This is a genomic window from Bordetella genomosp. 9, from assembly GCF_002119725.1.
GTDB lineage: Bacteria > Pseudomonadota > Gammaproteobacteria > Burkholderiales > Burkholderiaceae_B > Bordetella_C.
Window position 1 is genome coordinate 2,926,453 of the sequence record NZ_CP021109.1, and the last position, 18,425, is coordinate 2,944,877.

The 18,425-nt window shown below is 64.3% G+C and carries 18 protein-coding genes and 1 tRNA gene; 5 read left to right on the top strand and 14 right to left on the bottom strand.

Annotated elements, in window-relative coordinates:
* Positions 1–8: 8 nt before the first annotated feature.
* The 5 genes from pheS to CAL13_RS13435 form a co-directional block, all read right to left on the bottom strand.
* On the bottom strand, positions 9–1,031 hold the full coding sequence (gene pheS / locus CAL13_RS13415; protein WP_086057842.1) for a phenylalanine--tRNA ligase subunit alpha: 1,023 nt from the start codon (positions 1,029–1,031) through the stop codon (positions 9–11).
* Between the two features lie 105 nt (positions 1,032–1,136).
* Entirely contained in the window at positions 1,137–1,496 is a 360-nt protein-coding gene (gene rplT / locus CAL13_RS13420) for a 50S ribosomal protein L20 (protein WP_086057843.1), read from the bottom strand.
* Positions 1,497–1,515: 19 nt separating this feature from the next.
* Positions 1,516–1,713 (bottom strand): 50S ribosomal protein L35, encoded by a 198-nt coding sequence (gene rpmI / locus CAL13_RS13425; protein WP_006387997.1) that lies wholly within the window; start codon positions 1,711–1,713, stop codon positions 1,516–1,518.
* A gap of 448 nt (positions 1,714–2,161) precedes the next feature.
* On the bottom strand, positions 2,162–3,679 hold the full coding sequence (locus tag CAL13_RS13430; RefSeq protein ID WP_086072661.1) for a YifB family Mg chelatase-like AAA ATPase: 1,518 nt from the start codon (positions 3,677–3,679) through the stop codon (positions 2,162–2,164).
* 76 nt (positions 3,680–3,755) lie between these two features.
* A complete protein-coding gene (locus CAL13_RS13435) occupies positions 3,756–4,043 on the bottom strand; it encodes an accessory factor UbiK family protein (RefSeq protein ID WP_086057845.1) in 288 nt (95 codons plus the stop codon).
* Between the two features lie 270 nt (positions 4,044–4,313).
* Between CAL13_RS13435 and CAL13_RS13440 the strand changes: the two genes are divergently transcribed.
* Together CAL13_RS13440 and amt are read left to right on the top strand one after the other, a co-directional pair.
* Positions 4,314–4,652 carry a P-II family nitrogen regulator gene (locus CAL13_RS13440; protein WP_086057846.1) on the top strand — a complete coding sequence of 113 codons (339 nt, stop codon included), beginning with the start codon at positions 4,314–4,316 and terminating at the stop codon, positions 4,650–4,652.
* A 33-nt stretch (positions 4,653–4,685) separates the two neighbouring features.
* Positions 4,686–5,924 (top strand): ammonium transporter, encoded by a 1,239-nt coding sequence (gene amt / locus CAL13_RS13445; RefSeq protein ID WP_086057847.1) that lies wholly within the window; start codon positions 4,686–4,688, stop codon positions 5,922–5,924.
* Between the two features lie 171 nt (positions 5,925–6,095).
* Here the strand turns inward: amt and ptsP are convergent, their stop codons facing one another.
* The 6 genes from ptsP to thrS all read right to left on the bottom strand — a co-directional run bounded on the left by ptsP (position 6,096) and on the right by thrS (position 12,206).
* The gene (ptsP, locus tag CAL13_RS13450) at positions 6,096–7,751 is read right to left on the bottom strand and encodes a phosphoenolpyruvate--protein phosphotransferase (protein ID WP_232462622.1); all 1,656 of its coding nucleotides are present in this window, start codon (positions 7,749–7,751) and stop codon (positions 6,096–6,098) included.
* Between the two features lie 157 nt (positions 7,752–7,908).
* Entirely contained in the window at positions 7,909–8,178 is a 270-nt protein-coding gene (locus CAL13_RS13455) for an HPr family phosphocarrier protein (protein ID WP_086057848.1), read from the bottom strand.
* 72 nt (positions 8,179–8,250) lie between these two features.
* Complete coding sequence (locus CAL13_RS13460) at positions 8,251–8,649, bottom strand: PTS sugar transporter subunit IIA (protein ID WP_086057849.1); 399 nt, start codon at positions 8,647–8,649, stop codon at positions 8,251–8,253.
* A 13-nt stretch (positions 8,650–8,662) separates the two neighbouring features.
* The gene (gshB, locus tag CAL13_RS13465; RefSeq protein WP_086072662.1) at positions 8,663–9,622 is read right to left on the bottom strand and encodes a glutathione synthase; all 960 of its coding nucleotides are present in this window, start codon (positions 9,620–9,622) and stop codon (positions 8,663–8,665) included.
* 65 nt (positions 9,623–9,687) lie between these two features.
* Positions 9,688–10,236 carry a translation initiation factor IF-3 gene (gene infC, locus CAL13_RS13470; RefSeq protein ID WP_086057851.1) on the bottom strand — a complete coding sequence of 183 codons (549 nt, stop codon included), beginning with the start codon at positions 10,234–10,236 and terminating at the stop codon, positions 9,688–9,690.
* A gap of 20 nt (positions 10,237–10,256) precedes the next feature.
* Positions 10,257–12,206, bottom strand: a complete 1,950-nt coding sequence (gene thrS / locus CAL13_RS13475; protein WP_086057852.1) for a threonine--tRNA ligase — start codon at positions 12,204–12,206, stop codon at positions 10,257–10,259.
* A 462-nt stretch (positions 12,207–12,668) separates the two neighbouring features.
* Between thrS and CAL13_RS13480 the strand changes: the two genes are divergently transcribed.
* The 3 genes from CAL13_RS13480 to CAL13_RS13490 are packed head-to-tail and all read left to right on the top strand — an operon-like array spanning position 12,669 to position 15,603.
* Positions 12,669–13,412, top strand: coding sequence for a response regulator transcription factor (locus CAL13_RS13480; RefSeq protein WP_086057853.1), 744 nt, complete (start codon positions 12,669–12,671; stop codon positions 13,410–13,412).
* A 13-nt stretch (positions 13,413–13,425) separates the two neighbouring features.
* A complete protein-coding gene (locus tag CAL13_RS13485; protein ID WP_086072663.1) occupies positions 13,426–15,150 on the top strand; it encodes an ATP-binding protein in 1,725 nt (574 codons plus the stop codon).
* Between the two features lie 21 nt (positions 15,151–15,171).
* Positions 15,172–15,603 carry a hypothetical protein gene (locus CAL13_RS13490; RefSeq protein WP_086072664.1) on the top strand — a complete coding sequence of 144 codons (432 nt, stop codon included), beginning with the start codon at positions 15,172–15,174 and terminating at the stop codon, positions 15,601–15,603.
* Between the two features lie 38 nt (positions 15,604–15,641).
* Here the strand turns inward: CAL13_RS13490 and CAL13_RS13495 are convergent, their stop codons facing one another.
* The 3 genes from CAL13_RS13495 to CAL13_RS13505 all read right to left on the bottom strand — a co-directional run bounded on the left by CAL13_RS13495 (position 15,642) and on the right by CAL13_RS13505 (position 18,415).
* Positions 15,642–17,156, bottom strand: a complete 1,515-nt coding sequence (locus CAL13_RS13495; protein WP_157664875.1) for an EAL domain-containing protein — start codon at positions 17,154–17,156, stop codon at positions 15,642–15,644.
* A 458-nt stretch (positions 17,157–17,614) separates the two neighbouring features.
* A tRNA-Val gene (locus CAL13_RS13500) sits at positions 17,615–17,691 on the bottom strand.
* 67 nt (positions 17,692–17,758) lie between these two features.
* Positions 17,759–18,415 (bottom strand): phosphoribosylanthranilate isomerase, encoded by a 657-nt coding sequence (locus CAL13_RS13505; protein ID WP_086073646.1) that lies wholly within the window; start codon positions 18,413–18,415, stop codon positions 17,759–17,761.
* Between the last annotated feature and the right edge of the window lie 10 nt (positions 18,416–18,425).

The following is an 18,425-nucleotide window of genomic DNA, read 5'->3' on the forward strand; positions in this document are numbered from 1 at the left end:
GCCGTAGGTTATTCGTTGAACTGGCGCAGGAAGCGCAGGTCGCCTTCGTAGAACTGGCGCAAGTCGTTCACGCCATAGCGAAGCATGGTCAGGCGCTCCAGCCCCGAGCCGAATGCGAAACCGATGTAGCGCTCCGGATCGAGGCCGAAGTTGCGCACCACTTCGGGATGAACCTGCCCGGCGCCGGAAATCTCGAGCCAGCGGCCGCGGTTGGGCCCGCTGGTGAACATCATGTCGATCTCCGCCGAGGGTTCCGTGAAGGGGAAGAAGGACGGCCGGAAACGAACGGCCAGGTCGTCGCTTTCGAAGAAGCAGCGCAGGAAGTCCGTATAGACCCCCTTCAGGTCGGCGAAGGAAATGTCCTCGGCGATCCACAGACCCTCGACCTGGTGGAACATCGGCGAGTGCGTGGCGTCGCTATCGACGCGGTACGTGCGTCCGGGGGCGATAACCTTGATCGGCGGCTGGTGCATGCGGGCGTAGCGCACCTGCATGGGGCTGGTATGCGTGCGCAGCAACAGCGGCAAACCCTGGGCGTCGTTCATGTCCACGTAGAACGTGTCCTGCATGGAACGCGCGGGATGGTTCTCGGGGTTGTTCAGAGCCGTGAAGTTGGTCCAGTCGTTTTCGATCTCCGGGCCGTCGGCCACGTCGAAGCCGATGGAACGGAAGATGGCCTCCACGCGCTCCCAGGTGCGGATGACGGGATGGATGCCCCCCATGCCGCGCCCCCGCCCCGGCAGCGTCACGTCGATGGTTTCGGACGCCAGCCGGGCATCCAGCTCGGCCTGCGCAAGTTCGGCGCGGCGCTGGTTCAACAGGCCTTCGATCTGCTGCTTCGCCTGATTGACCCGCGCCCCCATTTCGCGCTTTTCCTCGGGGCTGAGCTTGGCCAGGCCCTTGAGCAGAACGGTCAGCGCCCCGTCCTTGCCGAGGAAACGCGCCTTGGCGTTTTCCAGCGTGGCGGCATCCGGCGCGGCCGCGAATCGTTCTTTTGCCTGGGAGATGAGGTCGTCGACCATCGGTGTCATGGAATCAGCAGCCTAGGAAACGCGGCGCGGAACGCGGCCGTCAAAAACGCAAACAGGGCCATGACAGCCCCGTTTGCAGCATTGCGCGATACTTCCGGAAAACGATCAGGCGGACAGGGCTGCCTTGGCCTGTTGGACCACGGCGGCGAAACCGGCCTTGTCGCGCACGGCCAGGTCGGCCAGCACCTTGCGGTCCAGATCGATGGAAGCCTTCTTCAGACCGGCGATGAACGCGCTGTAGGTCACGCCGTGCTCACGCACCGCGGCGTTGATACGCGTGATCCAGAGGGCGCGGAAGGTGCGCTTCTTGTTGCGGCGGTCGCGGTAGGCGTACTGGCCCGCGCGCATGACCGCCTGCTTGGCGATACGGAATACATTGCCGCGACGGCCACGGTAACCCTTGGCGGCGCTGATAACTTTCTTGTGACGGGCGCGGGCGGTAACGCCGCGTTTGACGCGAGGCATAGTGGATCTCCCTAATCTATCAAGCGAAAGGCATCATGGCCTTGACCGAGGCGACATTCGTCTCGTGCACCGCGGCCGAACCGCGCAGCTGGCGCTTGTTCTTGGTGGTCTTCTTGGTCAGGATGTGGCGCTTGAAAGCCTGGCCACGCTTGATCGATCCGCTGCCGCGAACCTGAAAGCGCTTGGCGGCGCTTTTCTTGGTCTTCATCTTGGGCATGATATGTCCCTTGCTTCCTTTCGGAGAAGCCGTCCGCTGCCGGACGGAGGTTGATTGACATTATGGTCACGCAGGTGCTTCCGACGGCAAAGATGCCGCCACGAAGGCTTCGCTGGCCTGAGGCCACCCGGACCACTTGTTGGGCACTTCCCGGAACGCGCGGAATACCCTTCCGCCGCTCTTGCGAAGTTCTTTCTTCCCGGTTGCCGCGGTACTGCTGCTGCGCGGTGACTGGCGACGATTGCTGAGGACCGCCATCCACATGACCCGCACGACCCGCACGTGGCCCGCACATAACTCGCACAGAGCCCGCTTGCGCCGGAAAGCCTTTGATTATATGGCATTTTTGGCCCGGCTGTCGAACCGGGCCGGCAAAGCCTGCGGCAAGGGGCGCCCGAGAGCCTGATCCGGCGCTGCCGCGCCCTGCAGATACGGCGCCGCCGCGTCCTCAGGTCAATGCCTGTCGATACTGCACCCCCTCCGCCACGTGCGGCGCCGCGATCGTCTGCTGCCCTTCCAGGTCCGCTGCTGTGCGCGCCACCCGCAGGATGCGATGGACCGCGCGCCCGGAGGCGTTCAGGGCGCCGATGGCCCGGCGCAGCAAGGCCCGCGCGTCCGGACCCAAAGGACAGTGCGCCTCCATCTCGCGGGCATCCAGCCAGGCGTTGAGCTTGCCCTGCCGGGCGTGCTGGCGCGTCCGGCAGGCCACCACCCTGTCGCGCACGCAAGCCGACGGCTCCCCCGGCGGCGCATCCATCCAGTCGGGATCGGGCGGCGGCAACGTGACGCCCAGATCGATGCGATCCAGCAGCGGGCCGGAAACGCGGCCGCGGTAGCGCGCGGCCTGGTCCGGCGTGCATCGGCAGGCCATGCGCGGGTGGCCCAGCCAGCCGCAGGGGCACGGATTCATGGCGGCGACCAGCTGGAAGCGCGCCGGGTACTGCACCGTGCAGGCGGCGCGCGCGATGGCAACGCGCCCGGTTTCCAGGGGCTCGCGCAAGCCCTCCAGCGCGCGCCGGTCGAATTCCGGCAGCTCGTCCAGGAACAGGACGCCGTGATGCGCCAGACTGATCTCGCCGGGGCGAGGGCGGCCGCCGCCGCCGACCAGCGCAGCCGCCGTCGCCCCATGGTGCGGCGCTCGAAATGGCGGCTGCAGACTGAAGGACGCATCGCCGGGCGCGAGCCCCGCGATGGCGGCGACTTCCAAGGCGTCCAGCCGCGACAGCGGGGGCAGCAATCCCGGCAGCCGGTGCGCCAGCATGCTTTTTCCCGCCCCCGGGGGGCCGATCATCAACATGCTGTGGCCGCCCGCGGCAGCCAGTTCGAGCGCCCGCCGGGCAGCGGGCTGCCCGCGAACCTCCGACAGACAGGGCGTTGGCGGCGCCGCCGGCCAGGCGGCAGGTTCTGCGCGTGGCAAAAAGGCGCTTCCGCACAGATGCGCCACGACTTCCGCCAGCGTCCGGGCGGCGAGCACGCACAGGTCCGGCACATGTGCCGCCTGCGCCGCGCTGACGGCCGGCAGGATCAGGGTGGCATCGGGCTGGTCGCGGGCGACTCCCAACGCGATGGCCAGAGGCGCGGCGACCGGAACCAGCACGCCGGTCAAGGACAATTCGCCGGCGAGCACCAACCTCGCAAGGCTGGAGCCGTCCGCGCCACGGTTGAGTTCGGGCATCGCGACCTGGCCGGAAGCCAGCAGCAGGCCAAGTGCGATGGGCAGGTCGAACCGCGCGGACTCCTTGCGCAGATCGGCCGGCGCCAGGTTGACGGTGATGCGCCCGGCGGGAAATTCGAACCCGCTGCTCTGGATCGCCGCGCGAACGCGTTCGCGGCTTTCGCGCACTTCCGCATCGGGCAGGCCGACCACGGTGAACGAGGGCAATCCGGCCGCCAAATGGGTTTCGACGCGCACCGGCGCGGCGCTCAATCCGACGAGGGCCCGGCTGCTCAGCACGGCGAGAGTCATGACTGCGTGGTTTCCGAGAGAAAAACGCAGTATGCGCAAGCCGGACGTCCCGAGGCGGCTCAGCGGGACGAATCGGTCACACCGGCAGTTCGGACCCGCCGCCGGATCGGCCCTGGCCCGCTTCCAGGGCGCTGACGCGCGCCTCCAACTGAGCCACCTGGGCCGCCAATTGATCGGCCCGCGCGATGGTCCGGGCCAACAGGTCCGCCTGGACGTCGAACTCCTCGCGCGTCACCAGGTCCAGGCGCGAAAACCCCTGCGTCAGCATGGCGCGAACGTTCCGCTCCAGGTCTGCCGCGGGGCTGCGCGCGATCAGGTCCGAAATGTTTTTCTGCAGGTCTTCCATCCACTGGGTGGCGTTCATGGCTTTCTCGAGGTTGACACGGATAGCGCCAGTTTAGAGCCTGCGGCAACTGTCGCGTAGGGCCCTTGAAGCGCGCCGCCGTCCGCACCCCCACGCACCCGAAAACGCACCAGGACCGCGCACGCCCCGTCTCGGTGCGCACCGGCGTGGTGCCCTGGCCCACCCGCGCCGGCGCCATACGGCGGTTCCCAGCCCGGGGCAGCGGGCCAAAACATGGCATCGATTTTGCTTTAACTGCGGGGCCAACGTGCAACCATGAGAGGAATCGCCATGAAACTCATCATCGCCATCATCAAGCCCTTCAAGCTCGACGAGGTGCGGGTGGCTCTGTCCGGAATCGGTGTCCAGGGACTTACCGTCACGGAGGTCAAGGGATTCGGCCGCCAAAAAGGCCATACCGAGCTTTACCGCGGAGCGGAATACGCCGTGGACTTCCTGCCCAAATTGCGCGTGGAAGCCGCCGTCCCCGACAGCCTCGTCGACCAGGCCATCGAGACCATCGAACAGGCCGCCCGTACCGGCAAGATCGGCGACGGCAAGATCTTCGTCGCTCCGCTCGAACAAGTCATTCGCATCCGCACGGGCGAAGCCGGCGAAGCGGCACTGTAAATACCAATAAAGACGCTACTGGAGCCATTTCAAATGGATAAAGCAGATATCTCGTGGATGCTGGTCTCGACACTGCTGGTGTTGATGATGGCCGTACCCGGCCTGGCGCTGTTCTATGGCGGGCTGGTCCGCAGCAAGAACGTGCTGTCGGTCCTGATGCAAGTCACGGCGACCTTCGTTCTCGGCCTCGTACTCTGGTTCATCTACGGTTATTCGCTTGCCTTCACCGAAGGCAATTCGTTCTTCGGCGGCTTCTCGCGCGTCTTTTTCTCCGGCATGTTCAACCCCGCTGACGGCAAATACGCCATGTCGGGGTCGCTTACCGAACTGCTTTTCGCCTCTTTCCAGGCCACGTTCGCCGGCATCACGTGCGCGCTGATCGTCGGCAGCTTCGCCGAACGCGCGCGCTTTTCCGCCGTGCTGCTGTTCACCGTCATCTGGTTCACCTTTGCCTACGTGCCCATCGCGCACATGGTCTGGTTCGCCTCGCAGACGGCGCCCGGCCTGATGAACGCCAAGGGCGCGCTGGACTTCGCCGGCGGCACCGTCGTGCACATCAACGCGGGCATTGCCGGCCTGGTGGGCGCCTATGTCATCGGCAAGCGGGTCGGCTATGGCCGTGAAGCCATGCAACCTCACAACTTGCCCATGGTCATGATCGGCGCCGCCCTGCTGTGGACCGGCTGGTTCGGCTTCAACGCGGGCTCCGCACTGATGGCGAACGAACAGGCGACGCTGGCCTTCTTCAACACCATGATCGCCACCGCCGCCGCCGTGCTGGCGTGGACCTTCACGGAATGGGCGGTGAAGGGCAAGCCGTCGATGCTGGGCGCCGCTTCCGGCGCCGTCGCGGGCCTGGTCGCCATCACACCCGCCGCGGGTCTGGTGGGCATGGTCGGCGCCTTCATCATCGGCATCGTGGCCGGCATCATCTGCGTGTGGGGCGTCACCGGCCTGAAGCGGCTTCTGAAAGCGGACGATGCGCTGGACGTTTTCGGCGTCCATGGCGTGGGCGGCATCACCGGCGCCTTGCTCACCGGTGTGTTCAACGCCCAGGTGCTGGGCGGCCCCGGGCTGAAGACGGCCGCCGAAATCGGCGGGCAAGTCTGGGTGCAATTGGAAGGCGTCATCCTGACGCTGGTCTGGTCCGGCATCGTAGCCTGGATCGCGTACAAGATCGCCGATATGGTCTGCGGCCTGCGCGTGCCGGAAGACGTGGAGCGCGAAGGCCTGGACACGACCTGCCACGGCGAATCCGCCTATCACAGCTGATCGGCGCCGCCGCGCCCATGCGGACCGATCCGCATGGGCGCATCAAGCCCCCTTCGCACACGAGAATCGGAAACAGCGAGGCCGCGCATCATTGCGCGGCCTTGCTGTTTGAGCCGTCGCTGTTTGAGCCGTCGCTGTTTGAGCCGTCGCTGTTTGAGCCGTCGCGCCCCACTACGACTGATCCAGGTTCGCCAGATCCACCGGGAGCGCGCGGTTCAGCGCTGCCGCCACCTTGACACGCAACGCGTTGGAATGGGCGCGGCGCACCTCGCGCTTCACGTCGAGCAACTGCTGCGGATGCATGGAAAATTCGGTCAGGCCCAGTCCCAGCAGCAGCCGGGTAAGACTGGCGTCGCCCGCCATCTCGCCGCACACCGCCACCGGTTTCCCCGCACGCTCGCCCGCATTGATGGTATGGGCCACCAGCCGCAATACGGCAGGATGCAGCGGGTCATAAAGCGAAGCCACCTGGCCATCGCCGCGGTCGATGGCCAGCGTGTACTGAATCAGGTCGTTGGTGCCGATGGACAGAAAGTCCAGCGCCTGGGCGAAGGGCTCTATGGCGATGGCGATGGCCGGCACTTCCACCATGGCCCCCAGCTCGATGTGCGCGGCATACGGCTGTCCCCGCGCATCCAGCTCGCGACGCGCGGCGTCCAGGGCCAGGCGCGTCGCCTGCACCTCGTGCATATGCGCGATCATCGGGATCAGGATACGCACCGGGCCATGGGCCGACGCCCGCAGGATTGCGCGCAGCTGCGTGGCGAACATCTCCGGATGCGCCAGGCAATACCGGATGGCGCGCAGCCCCAGCGCGGGGTTGGTCGCCACGGTGGCTTCATCGTCCAGGGTCTTGTCCGAGCCGATGTCCAGCGTGCGTATCGTCACCGGGCGCCCCGCCATAACCTTGACCACGGACGAATAGGCCTGGTATTGCTCTTCTTCCCCAGGCAGATCCGCCCGCCCCATGAAAAGAAACTCGCTCCGGAAAAGACCGATACCGTCCGCGCCCGAAGCCAGCGCCACCTCGGCTTCCTCGGGCAGCTCGATATTCGCATGCAGCACGATGCCGATGCCGTCCAGCGTGATCGCCGGCTCGTCGCGCAAAAGGGCCAGTTCCGCACGTTCGTTGGCGTAGGCGCGCTGGCGTTCGCGGTACTCGTCGAGAATGGCGGGCGACGGATTCACAATCACCGCGCCGGCCGCGCCGTCCACGATCAGCATGTCGCCATCGCGGACCAGTTCGCGCACATTGCCGGTTGCGACGACAGCCGGTACGCCCATGCTGCGCGCAACGATGGCGGTATGCGACGTGGCCCCGCCCAGGTCTGTCACAAAGGCGAGGAAACGCCCGCCACGCAGGCGCAGCATGTCGGCAGGCGAAATGTCGTGCGCCACCACCACAAGCGGATCGTCGCCGTCCATGGCGCTCGGATCGGGCATGGCCGACGTCCCGGACAAGGCATGCAGCACGCGTTCGATCACCTGGCGAACGTCGGCGCCGCGTTCGCGCAGGTAGTCGTCCTCCATGGCGTCGAACTGTTCGCCCAGTATCTGACCCTGGGTCGTCAACGCCCATTCGGCGTTGTAGTGGCGTTCGGTGATCAGAGACAGCGCCTGCTCCGCCAACAACGGGTCGGCCAGCAGCAACCGGTGCACGTTGAGCATGGCGCCGAGTTCGCGCGGCGCGTCGGCGGGCAACGTATCGGCCATCTGCAGCAGGTCGGCCTGCGCGGCCTCCAGCGCCGCGGTCAGGCGGTCACGCTCCGACTGCACATCTTCCGGCGCGATGCGATAGTGCGCGACTTCCAGCGCCGCGGCTCCCATGACCACCGCGCGGCCGATGGCGTAGCCGCGCGCGACGCCCTGCCCGTACAGGCAAATGACTGCGTTGGCCGGCCCGGCGTCATCGCCCTCGTTCACGACAGCGCTCCCGCGGGCCCGCGCAACTGCGGACCCAGGCAGCGTCTGCACGAGGAGCGACTTATTCGAGCTCACCAAATTTGCTGTCGAAAAGGGATTCGATTTCCTTCAGCGCGGCTTCCGCATCCGGACCGGAGGCATCCAGCTTCACCGTCACACCCAGGCCGGCGGCCAGCATCATCACGCCCATGATGCTCTTCGCGTTGACGCGCTGAGCGCCTCGCGAAATGTAGATATCGCTGTTGAATTTGCTGGCCAGTTGGGTGAGCTTCGCCGCGGCGCGCGCGTGCAGGCCGAGTTTATTGCTGATCGTGATTTCGGTGATAGGCATAGGGGAGTTCGGATGCGGAACCGCGGGCGATAGTACTGAAGATACCAGATGAGATGATAGGACAAATCTTCTTCAATCTACACGCAGAACCCCCTGCACACCTCCTGCCAGCGCCTTCTCGCGTGTCTCGGCAAGCTGAAGATTCCGGTAGGTCAATGCCCGCAGCAGCATCGGGGTATTGAGCCCCGCCAGCACGGCGCACTGAACGCCTTGCGCCTGGGCCTCGATCACTGCGCGTTTGGCGATATTCGACGGCGTCGCGCCGACCAGATCGGTCAGCACCAGCACCCCGTTGCCGTCCTGTCCCAGGCGCAGGATATCGGCGACGACGCCGGGCGTCTTTGCATCCGGCATATCGTCCGCCTGAATGTCGTGCACCGCCACTTCCTTGATCTGCCCCAGCACATGACTGGCGCAATCCATCATCGCCGAACCCAGCGGCGTGTGAACGACGATGACAATGCCGGTCATGGGATCGGTCCGCTTACGCGGCGACGGCGCGTTCCAGCGCCTGCACGAACATGCCCGGGACATCGAAGCCGGTCTGCTCGGTGATCTCGACGAAACAGGTGGGGCTGGTAACGTTGACTTCGGTGACGTAGTCGCCGATGACGTCCAGGCCGACCAGCAGCAGCCCGCGCGCCGCCAGACGGGGGCCGATCGCAGTCGCCAATTGGCGGTCGCGCTCGGATAGGGGCTGCGCGACCCCGCGCCCGCCCGCGGCCAGGTTGCCTCGGGTTTCCCCGGCCAGCGGAATCCGGGCCAGCGCATAGGGAACCGGTTCGCCGCCGATCAACAGAATGCGCTTGTCTCCCTTGACGATATCGGGGATGTAGCGCTGCGCCATGATCGTGCGCGTGCCGTCGTGCGTCAGGGTTTCGAGGATTGCATTCAGGTTCGGTTCTTCCTGACGCAGGCGGAAGATGCCGGTGCCGCCCATGCCGTCGAGCGGCTTGACGATGACGTCGCCGTGCCGCGCATGAAAGTCCTTCAGCCGCGCCATGTTGCGCGTGACCAGCGTCGGCGCAGTGAATTCGGCGAACTCGGTGATGGCCAACTTCTCCGGATGGTTGCGGATGGCGCCGCCGTCGTTGAAGACCTTCGCTCCCTGCCCCTGCGCGTACTCCAGCAAATGCGTGGAATAGACGTACTCCATGTCGAAGGGAGGGTCCTTGCGCATCAACACCGCGTCGAATGCAGCCAAGGGCTGTTCCACCGGCGCCCCGGCGTCCCGCCACCACGCATGCTCATGCAAGTCGGCGTCGGCGACCAATTCGATGGGCGTGGACGAAACCAGGACCTTGCCTTCGTCGATATAAAGGTCGCCCTGCAGCGCGACGCTCAACCGATGGCCACGCGCGGCCAGGGCGCGCATCATGGCAACGGAACTGTCCTTGTACGCTTTCAGCAGCGGCAAGGGATCGATAATGAAGAGGACATGCATCGCGACACCCGGAATGTACGCCGCCCTCCTTCAGGAGGGCGGAGGGGAGGAGGAAAGCGGGCTTCTCAGCCGCCCGCCGCTTCCTTGCCTTGCGTCGCTTTCTTGCGCGGCGCCAACACCATGATCATCTGGCGACCTTCCAGCTTGGGCATGGATTCCACCATGGCCAACTCCGTCAGATCGTCGCGCACTCGTTCGAGCACCCGCATGCCGAGTTCCTGGTGCGCCATTTCGCGTCCACGGAAACGCAGCGTCACTTTCGCCTTGTCGCCCTCTTCGAGGAAACGTCGAAGGTTGCGCAGTTTCACCTGATAGTCGCCCTCATCGGTCGCGGGCCGGAACTTCACTTCCTTGACTTGGATGACCTTCTGCTTGGCGCGGGCTTCCGCCTGGCGTTTCTGTTCCTGGTACTTGAACTTGCCGTAGTCCATCAGGCGGCACACCGGGGGATCGGCGTTGGGCGCGATTTCCACCAGGTCCAGATCGGCTTGCTCGGCAAGACGGAAAGCCTCGGCGATTTTGACGATACCGAGCTGCTCTCCTTCCTGACCTATCAGGCGCACCTCGGGGACACGAATTTCACCGTTGATGCGGTTGGCTTTTTCAGTGGCGATGTTGACGACTCCTAAAACGTTTACGAAATCTGCTCGGGATGTCCGATATCGCGACGTTGCGCGACTTCGGCCGCCAGCCGGGCGACAAAGTCGTCCAACGCCAACGTTCCCAGGTCCAGCCCGCCGCGCGCGCGCACGGCAACCGAACCGGCTTCCCGTTCCTTTTCGCCTACGACAAGGATATACGGGACTTTTTGCAGACTGTGCTCTCTGATTTTATAAGTGATTTTTTCTCCGCGCAAATCGGATTCGACCCTAAAGCCTTGTTTTTTCAGGGTTTGCGTGATTTGCGCCGCATATTCCGCCGACGGCTCGGAAATACAGCACACCACCGCCTGCACCGGCGCGAGCCAGGCCGGCATGGCGCCCGCGTGGTTCTCGATAAGCATCCCGATGAAGCGCTCCAGGGAACCGAGGATGGCGCGGTGGAGCATTACCGGGTGGCGGCGCTGGTCATCCGCGTCCACATACTCGGCTCCCAGGCGCACCGGCATGGAGAAATCGACCTGCAGCGTGCCGCATTGCCAGTGGCGGCCGATGGCGTCCTTGAGCGTGTACTCGATTTTGGGGCCGTAGAAGGCGCCCTCACCCGGCGAGATTTCAAACTCGCAGCCGGTACGCTTCAGGCTGTCCATAAGCGCCTGCTCGGCGGCATCCCAGGTGGCATCGTCGCCGATGCGCTTTTCCGGACGCGTCGCAATTTTGTAGAGCACCTGGTCGAAGCCGAAGTCGCGGTAGACCTTCTGCAGCAAGGCAGTGAAATTGGCGCACTCATCCTGCATCTGGTCCACGGTGCAGAAAATATGGCCATCGTCCTGAGTGAAGCCACGCACGCGCATCATGCCGTGCAGCGAACCGGACGGCTCATTGCGATGGCACTGGCCGAACTCGCCGTAGCGCAGCGGCAGGTCGCGATAGGACCGCAGCGCCGAATTGAAAATCTGCACATGACCCGGGCAGTTCATGGGTTTCAGCCCGTACACGCGATTCTCGGACTCCGTCGTGAACATGTTTTCACGATAGTTGTCCCAGTGCCCGGTTTTCTTCCAAAGGGAAAGGTCGAGGATTTGCGGCCCCTTGACTTCCTCGTAGCCGTTCTCGCGGAAGACCCCGCGCATGTACTGCTCGACCTGCTGCCAAAGCTGCCAGCCCTTGGGATGCCAGAAAATCAGCCCGGGAGCCTCGTCCTGGAAGTGGAACAGGTCCAGCTCGCGCCCGAGCTTGCGGTGATCGCGCTTTTCGGCTTCAGCGAGCATGTGCAGATACGCGTCCTGCTCTTCCTTCGTCGCCCACGCCGTACCGTAGATGCGCTGCAGCATCTCGTTCTTGCTATCGCCGCGCCAGTATGCGCCGGCAACCTTCATCAATTTGAAGACCTTCAGTTTGCCCGTCGACGGCACGTGGGGGCCGCGGCAAAGGTCGATGAAGTCGCCCTCGCGGTAAAGGCTGATCGTTTCGTTCGACGGGATCGAAGCGATGATCTCGGCCTTGTACTTCTCGCCGATGCGATCGAAAAAAGCCACGGCGTCATCGCGCGTCCACTCCTCGCGCGTGACGGGCAGGTCCTTTTTCGCAAGCTCCGCCATTTTCTTTTCGATGGCCTGGAGGTCTTCCGGCGTGAAGGGCCGCTTGTACGAGAAGTCGTAATAAAAGCCGTTTTCGATGACCGGACCGATCGTCACCTGGGCTTCCGGAAACAGCTCCTTGACGGCGTAGGCCAGCAGGTGGGCCGTGGAGTGGCGAATCAAGTCCAGGCCTTCGGGGTCCTTGGAGGTAACGATGCCCAGCTTCGCATCGCGCTCGATACGGTAGCTCGTGTCCACGAGACGGGCCGGCTCCCCATCCACCGTCACCTTCCCCGCCAGGGCGGCGCGCGCCAAGCCGGCGCCAATGGACTGCGCGACCTCGGCAACCGTGACGGGGCCCGGGAACTCGCGGCGGGAACCATCGGGCAAGGTGATTTGTACCATCTGAAGTTTCCTGAGTAACAAGTAAAAAAACGCGGCAGTCGGCCGCGTTTTTTAGTGATTTTGCTTGGTGTTGCGATCCCCGCGCGAGCGGGCGGAACACGAAACGGCGATCAACGCGGGAGCTGGGAGAGACTCCAGGTCGTGGTTCGCGTCGGCGTTCGCGCGGCCGGAACAGCGTGCTTGACTTGCATGGCGGCTGGGATCGGTGGGAATTTTCCGATTGTATCACCCTTCGGGAGCAAAATCCGCCGCCCCGGTTACGCAGAGCGGCCTCTCGGCCGGCAATGAAATCGGCAATGTCGCCGCTCTCGACCCGGTCTTATTTTTGCCTAAGGAATGGCTGATATGGGATTGCTTTCCATAAACTGCGTAACCACCCGCCGCCAGCGCCCGGTTGTCGTCCGCTGGCAAGCCGCCGCGCCACGTCGTCACGCGGTGCGCATCCAGCAAGCAAGGAAATGCATGACCTTCGCGCCCAGCATCCCGCCCCTGCCGCCCGCCGCCACGCAGACACTGATCTCAGGCGAGCCCTCCGTACGCCGGTATCTTCTTACCTCGCGTCCGCGCCACCGCATACGCGTCGCCGTTCTCGACGATCATCCCGTCATCGCCCTGGGCATGGCCTCTTTCCTCCAGCACCAGGCGGATTTCGAAGTCGTGCATACCGAAACATCCGCCGTCCGCTTTCTGGACGGCTTGAAACAGGTGCCGTGCGATGCCGTCATCGTCGATTTCTATCTTCCCCGGCAGCCATGGGAAGGGATTCATTTCATCAAGCGACTGCGGCGCCTCTATCCGGACCTGATCATCATCACGTTTTCCGCCGGCAAGATCATCGATACCGAATACGCCGCCTTCAAGGCCGGCGCCAATGGATATGCCCCCAAGGGCGAACGCCTGCCCTTCCTGGCCGACATGATCCGTCTCTCGATGAATACCCCGAGGGCGTTCTATTCGTGCACGGACGGCCACGTCCGCGACTGCCGGCCCAAACGGCCGGAGGACAAGCTCACCAACGCCGAACTGGAAATCCTGCGCAATATCGCGCTTGGCCTTTCGGTAACACAGATCGCAGCCAAGCTATTGCGCAGTAAAAAAACCGTCAGCACCCACAAACGGCGCGCCATGAAAAAGCTGGAGCTTGCCGATGACCTTGCGCTGGCGCTGTATCTGAAGGAACGATTCGACCAGTCGGACGGGGAGTAATCAACCCGCTCGTATGGCTTTTGCGCCTGACATCCTGACCGGGAATGCATCGCTTCTGCTGGCCGCGCTGGGCTTTGCACTCACCCTGATTGCCGTTTGCACCCTGCTTTGGACACAACGGCGCATGCGTATCGTGCGCCATACCGCCGAAAAGGCGCGCGCCGAAGCCATTTTGGCGCGTGAGCGCGCCGAGGCTGCGGACTCGGCCAAGTCCGCGTTCCTTGCCACGGTCAGCCACGAAATACGCACGCCGATGAACGGCGTGATCGGCGTACTCGACATCCTGCAGGAAACGCCGCTCAGCGCGGAACAGCGACACTACCTGGGCACGGCCATGCAATCGGCGCGGCTGCTGCTGCGCGTGATCAACGACATTCTGGACTACGCCAAGATCGAGTCCGGCGCGCTCCAGTTATGCAACGCGCCCTATGACTTCTACCTGGCCATGGACAACATGGCAGAACTGTACCTGCCCCTGGCCCGCCGCAAAGGACTGGTCCTGACGGTCGCCGTGATGCCGCATTTCGACCGGCGCCTGATCGGAGACGAAATACGCATCAGCCAGGTCGTAGCGAATCTGGTGAGCAACGCCATCGCCTTTACCGACCGGGGCGCGGTCACCCTTTCGGCGCGGCGGCGACTGAACGCCTACCGTGACGAGGTGGAAATCGACGTCATCGACACAGGCGCGGGAATGTCGGAAGAGTATCAACGCCGGTTGTTTTCGCCCTTTCAGCAGGAAGATACCTCCACGACCCGTCGGCATGGCGGCACCGGGCTCGGATTGTCCATCGTCAAACATCTCGTGGACCGCATGGGCGGCCACATCGACATCCGCAGCCGCCGCGGGGAAGGCACGCGCGCGCGCGTGCGCCTTCCGGCGCGCTGGCACCAGCCGGCATGCGTCTGGCCCCGCCATACCGGCCGCACGGCGACAGTGCACACCGACAATCCAGTCCTGAGGCCCATGCTGCTCGCGTGGTGCCGCAAGGCTGGTCTGCGGGTCGTGCCACCCAGCCAGCCCTCGGACATCCGTCTGATCACCGATGCCGGCGATGGGTTCTGGGTCATGACGGCGGTCGCGCGCCATGGCCCCGTCCATTCCGTGTATGGCTTCCTGCGCACGCTGGAGGCGCTATGGGCGCCATCCCCCGGCACCCCCCGCCCTGCCCTGCCTCGGGATCCAACAACGCAACTGCAACTGGGCGAGGACGGCTCGCGGGCGCAGGCCAAGGCATCGGATCCGCCGCCGGAGGGCGCTGCGCAGGATGTGGCAATCGCAAGCGCAGCCGGCCGCGAAACCCGGCCCCCGGCGGCCGGTATGGCAATAGGCGCCGATGAAGTTCTTGTGGTTGAAGACAACGAGATCAATCGGGATATCACGCTGCGGCAGCTCGCCTTGCTGAGTGTCCACGCCCATGCCGCCGAAGACGGCGAAGCAGGCTACTCGGCCTGGCTTGATCGCCGCCCTCGCGTCATGCTCGTCGATTGCCACATGCCCCGGCTGGACGGCTATGAGCTGGCAAGACGCATCCGCACGCAGGAGATGATCAATGGCTGGCCGCGGACGATTTTGATCGGGTTCAGCGCCAACGCCACTCAATCCGACGCACGAGCGTGCCTGGCAGCCGGGATGGACGACTACGTTTCCAAACCGACGACGCGGTCGAAACTGCTTCAGGCCCTGCGCCGGACAGGCTTTCTGCCTGTCCCCGAAGGCCCCATGCCGGATGCCTGATCACGTAATCGCCAAGACACCATGACACTGCAAATCGATCACGCCTCGCTGGCGGACCTTTATCCCGATCCTGAGGACCGTCGGGCATTCCTGCGGCGCGCCAACGAAATCCTGCGCCAGGACCGCTGCGCCCTGCAGGATGCGCTGACCAAGCATGCCTACCCCGTGGCGGCAGACGTGTCCCATCGCATACAGGGAACGCTTGCCTTCTTGACCGGCGATGCGGAAGGCGCCAGTGCGTTGCTCGCGCCTGTCGCCGATGCGGCCCGTCGGCATCGCAAAGAGAGCCCAGGTCGATGCCATCCCGATGATGCGCAAGCCCCTGACGGAATCGATGCCGATGCCGATGCTGATACTGATACGGTTCGCGCCATCACGAGCGCCATCGGCGGCATTGTGGAAATTGAGGCCTCGCTCGCCGCGCTGGTCCACGCAATCGGCAGGACCGGATGACCCATCCGGGCATTGCCGTGCGAACATGACCACGGCGGCTATAACCTGGCCAACAGGGAAATCGCCGGCACAGGCGCGGAAAACAGCGAGCCCTGGGCCAGCTTGACTCCTTTGGCCTTCAAGTACGCGGCCTGCGTTTCGGTGTCGATGCCCTCGCCGATCAGCGCGACGCCCAGCCGCGCGCCGAGTGAAATGATCAGCTCCAACACTGGCGCGTTGACTGCATCGGTATCGATGACGGACACGAATCCCTGTGCAATCTTGAGATAGTCCACGGTGATCTTCTCCAGACATGCCAGCGAGCTGTGCCCGGTCCCGAAATCGTCGATGGCGAAGGCCACGCCAATCGCCCGCAACGCGCGCATATTGCTCAGCACAGCCGCCGTGTCCGGCAGACCCTTGCGTTCGGTCAGTTCGAATACCAGTTTCGGCGACGACGCCTTGAAGCCGTGCAGGAAGCGCTCCACGTCGCCGACCAGCTCGCGCCGGCAGAGGTGCTCGGCGTTCAGGTTGATATTCAGATGAAAATCCGGCGGCAGCGATGCCGCACCCAGATCGCGCTGTATCAGGCAAAGCAGATGTCGCGTCAGCCGCATCGCCAGCGCGCTCTCGCCCACCAGGGGGAAAAACAGCTCGGGCTGCACGATGCCGTAGACGGGATGCTGCCAGCGGATGAGCGCTTCGGCGCCCACGCAGACACCCGTCGTCATATCGACGATGGGCTGGTAAAGCACACAGAACTCACGCCGCCTTATCCCCCTGCGGATCTCGGTGGCCATTGCCAGACGGCGCGTATTCAATCGATGAACGAAGTAGCCCAGCAGCCCAGCGGCGATGGCGAGGAACGGGGCGTATTGCCACCACAGGGCATGGCGGTAAGCGGCCAGGCGGTGCGCGCTGAGCGTCGCACGCGCTTCCACGGGATACAGCGCCGAGCGCTGGACAAGAGAAATCCCGGCATCGGGCGACGGCGCGCCCGCCGTCCAGGCCTGGATGCCCTTGGCGCTCAGCGCATCGCCTTCCCCGATACGCAGATGCACGGCGTAATGCCCTTGCTGATCGGCGGCACCGATGATATCGCTCAGATACTGGCCGTCAACGCTCGCGAGCACACCGCGCCCATCCGCGACCCCCAGGAAAACGAGCAACGCCGGACGAGTAGGCACCATGGGGGTCCCGGGCACGAGCCACAGCGTGATGCCGGGCGGCACCTTGGTCATGCCGGGAACCAGTTGTCCGATCGGCCGGTCCTGCCGGTGGGCGACCGACGAGCAGTAAACGACATTGCGGTCCACCACTGAAATGGTGCGGAAGTACGGGCGCAAGGAGCCGGCTTCCCTTAGCGGCACCGCAATCCGCTCGCAGGGTTGGCCGGCCAGGGTGTCGATCTCGATCGCGACTCGGATGGCATGGTCGACGATGCTTTCGGCTTGCGAGATCACCAGGTTGTTGACCACCCGCAATTGATCCTCGGCGCGGCGCTGCGCCTGATGATGGATGACCGGAATTGCGAGCAGAAATGGCAGTGCGACAGCAACGAGCGCATATACCATGTGCCATATGGAAAAGCGCGCGCGTTGCGCGGATCGATGCACGTAGGACCCCTCATTCCGAACGAAACGCGCCTCACCGGCAAGCCTGTACGGCCGTCCGCGAGACGTGGATTTCAGGATTCTGAATAGGCTGGCCTATACCTCCCGGTCAGCCCGGAGAAAAGTCGGACTGATTAACCGCCCTCAGCGCACGTCGATGACGATTGAAGGCGGCCGGCACCGGTTTTCGTAGGGCCGCGCACAAGATGCCCCGGGCGACGGCGGACGGAATACTGATGTCCCTGCGGCCGATCTTGAACCAGTCAGCCGAAGAAAGGAAAGGCCAATCGATTCCACGCTATTGGGAAAGAAACGTGACCGCGAACTTGCGGCGCAATGAGGCAGTGGCGGGAATAAAAAAACCCGCCACGGAAACCGGCGGGTTTTTTGCGCAGGGCGGGCCTGCTGCGTGTATTCGGTGGTAGGCGGTATTGGAATCGAACCAACGACCTCTACGATGTCAACGTAGCGCTCTAACCAGCTGAGCTAACCGCCTGCAAAGAAGAAGAATTATATAGACAGTTTTTTTGCTCGTCAAACCGACTGAGTCGTTGGCTGGACGCTCAAGTGGACTCGCAGTCGGCTTGGCGCACGGCGCGCAGGAACGCACGCACCCGGGCGGCAGACTTGATGCCGGGGGATTCTTCGACGCCGCTGCTGACATCGACGGCCCAGGGGCGAAGCGCCGTAACGGCGGCCTGGACGTTGTCCGGCGACAAGCCGCCGGACAACACCAATGGCGCGGCCTCGCGATCCGCGCGCACGTCTTTGAGGAGCGCGTGTTCGAACGACAGGCCGCTGCCGCCATAGCCGGCGGAATAGCTGTCGAAGAGCCAGGCGGCGGCATCCGGAAAGCGGCCGCAGGCTTCGGCCAGGCGCGCCGGCGTGTCGGCGCCAGGTCCGCCTACCCGGAAGGCTTTCATGTAGCGCTTGCCGTGGCGCGCGCAAGCTTCGGGAGTTTCCTCGCCATGAAATTGCAGCAGGTCCGGGCCCACTTCCTGCACCACCTGCCTGACTGCATCGTCATCGGCGTTGACGAACAGCGCGACGACATCGACGAAGGCCGGAACGGCGCGCCGCAACCGGGCGGCCTGTTCGACTGGCACATAGCGTTTGCTTTTGGGATAGAAAATCAACCCGATCGCGTCGGCGCCCGCCTCGATGGCGGTGTCGATGTCTTCGAGGCGGGTCATGCCGCAGATTTTGACGCGGGTGCGCATGGAAAGAAAC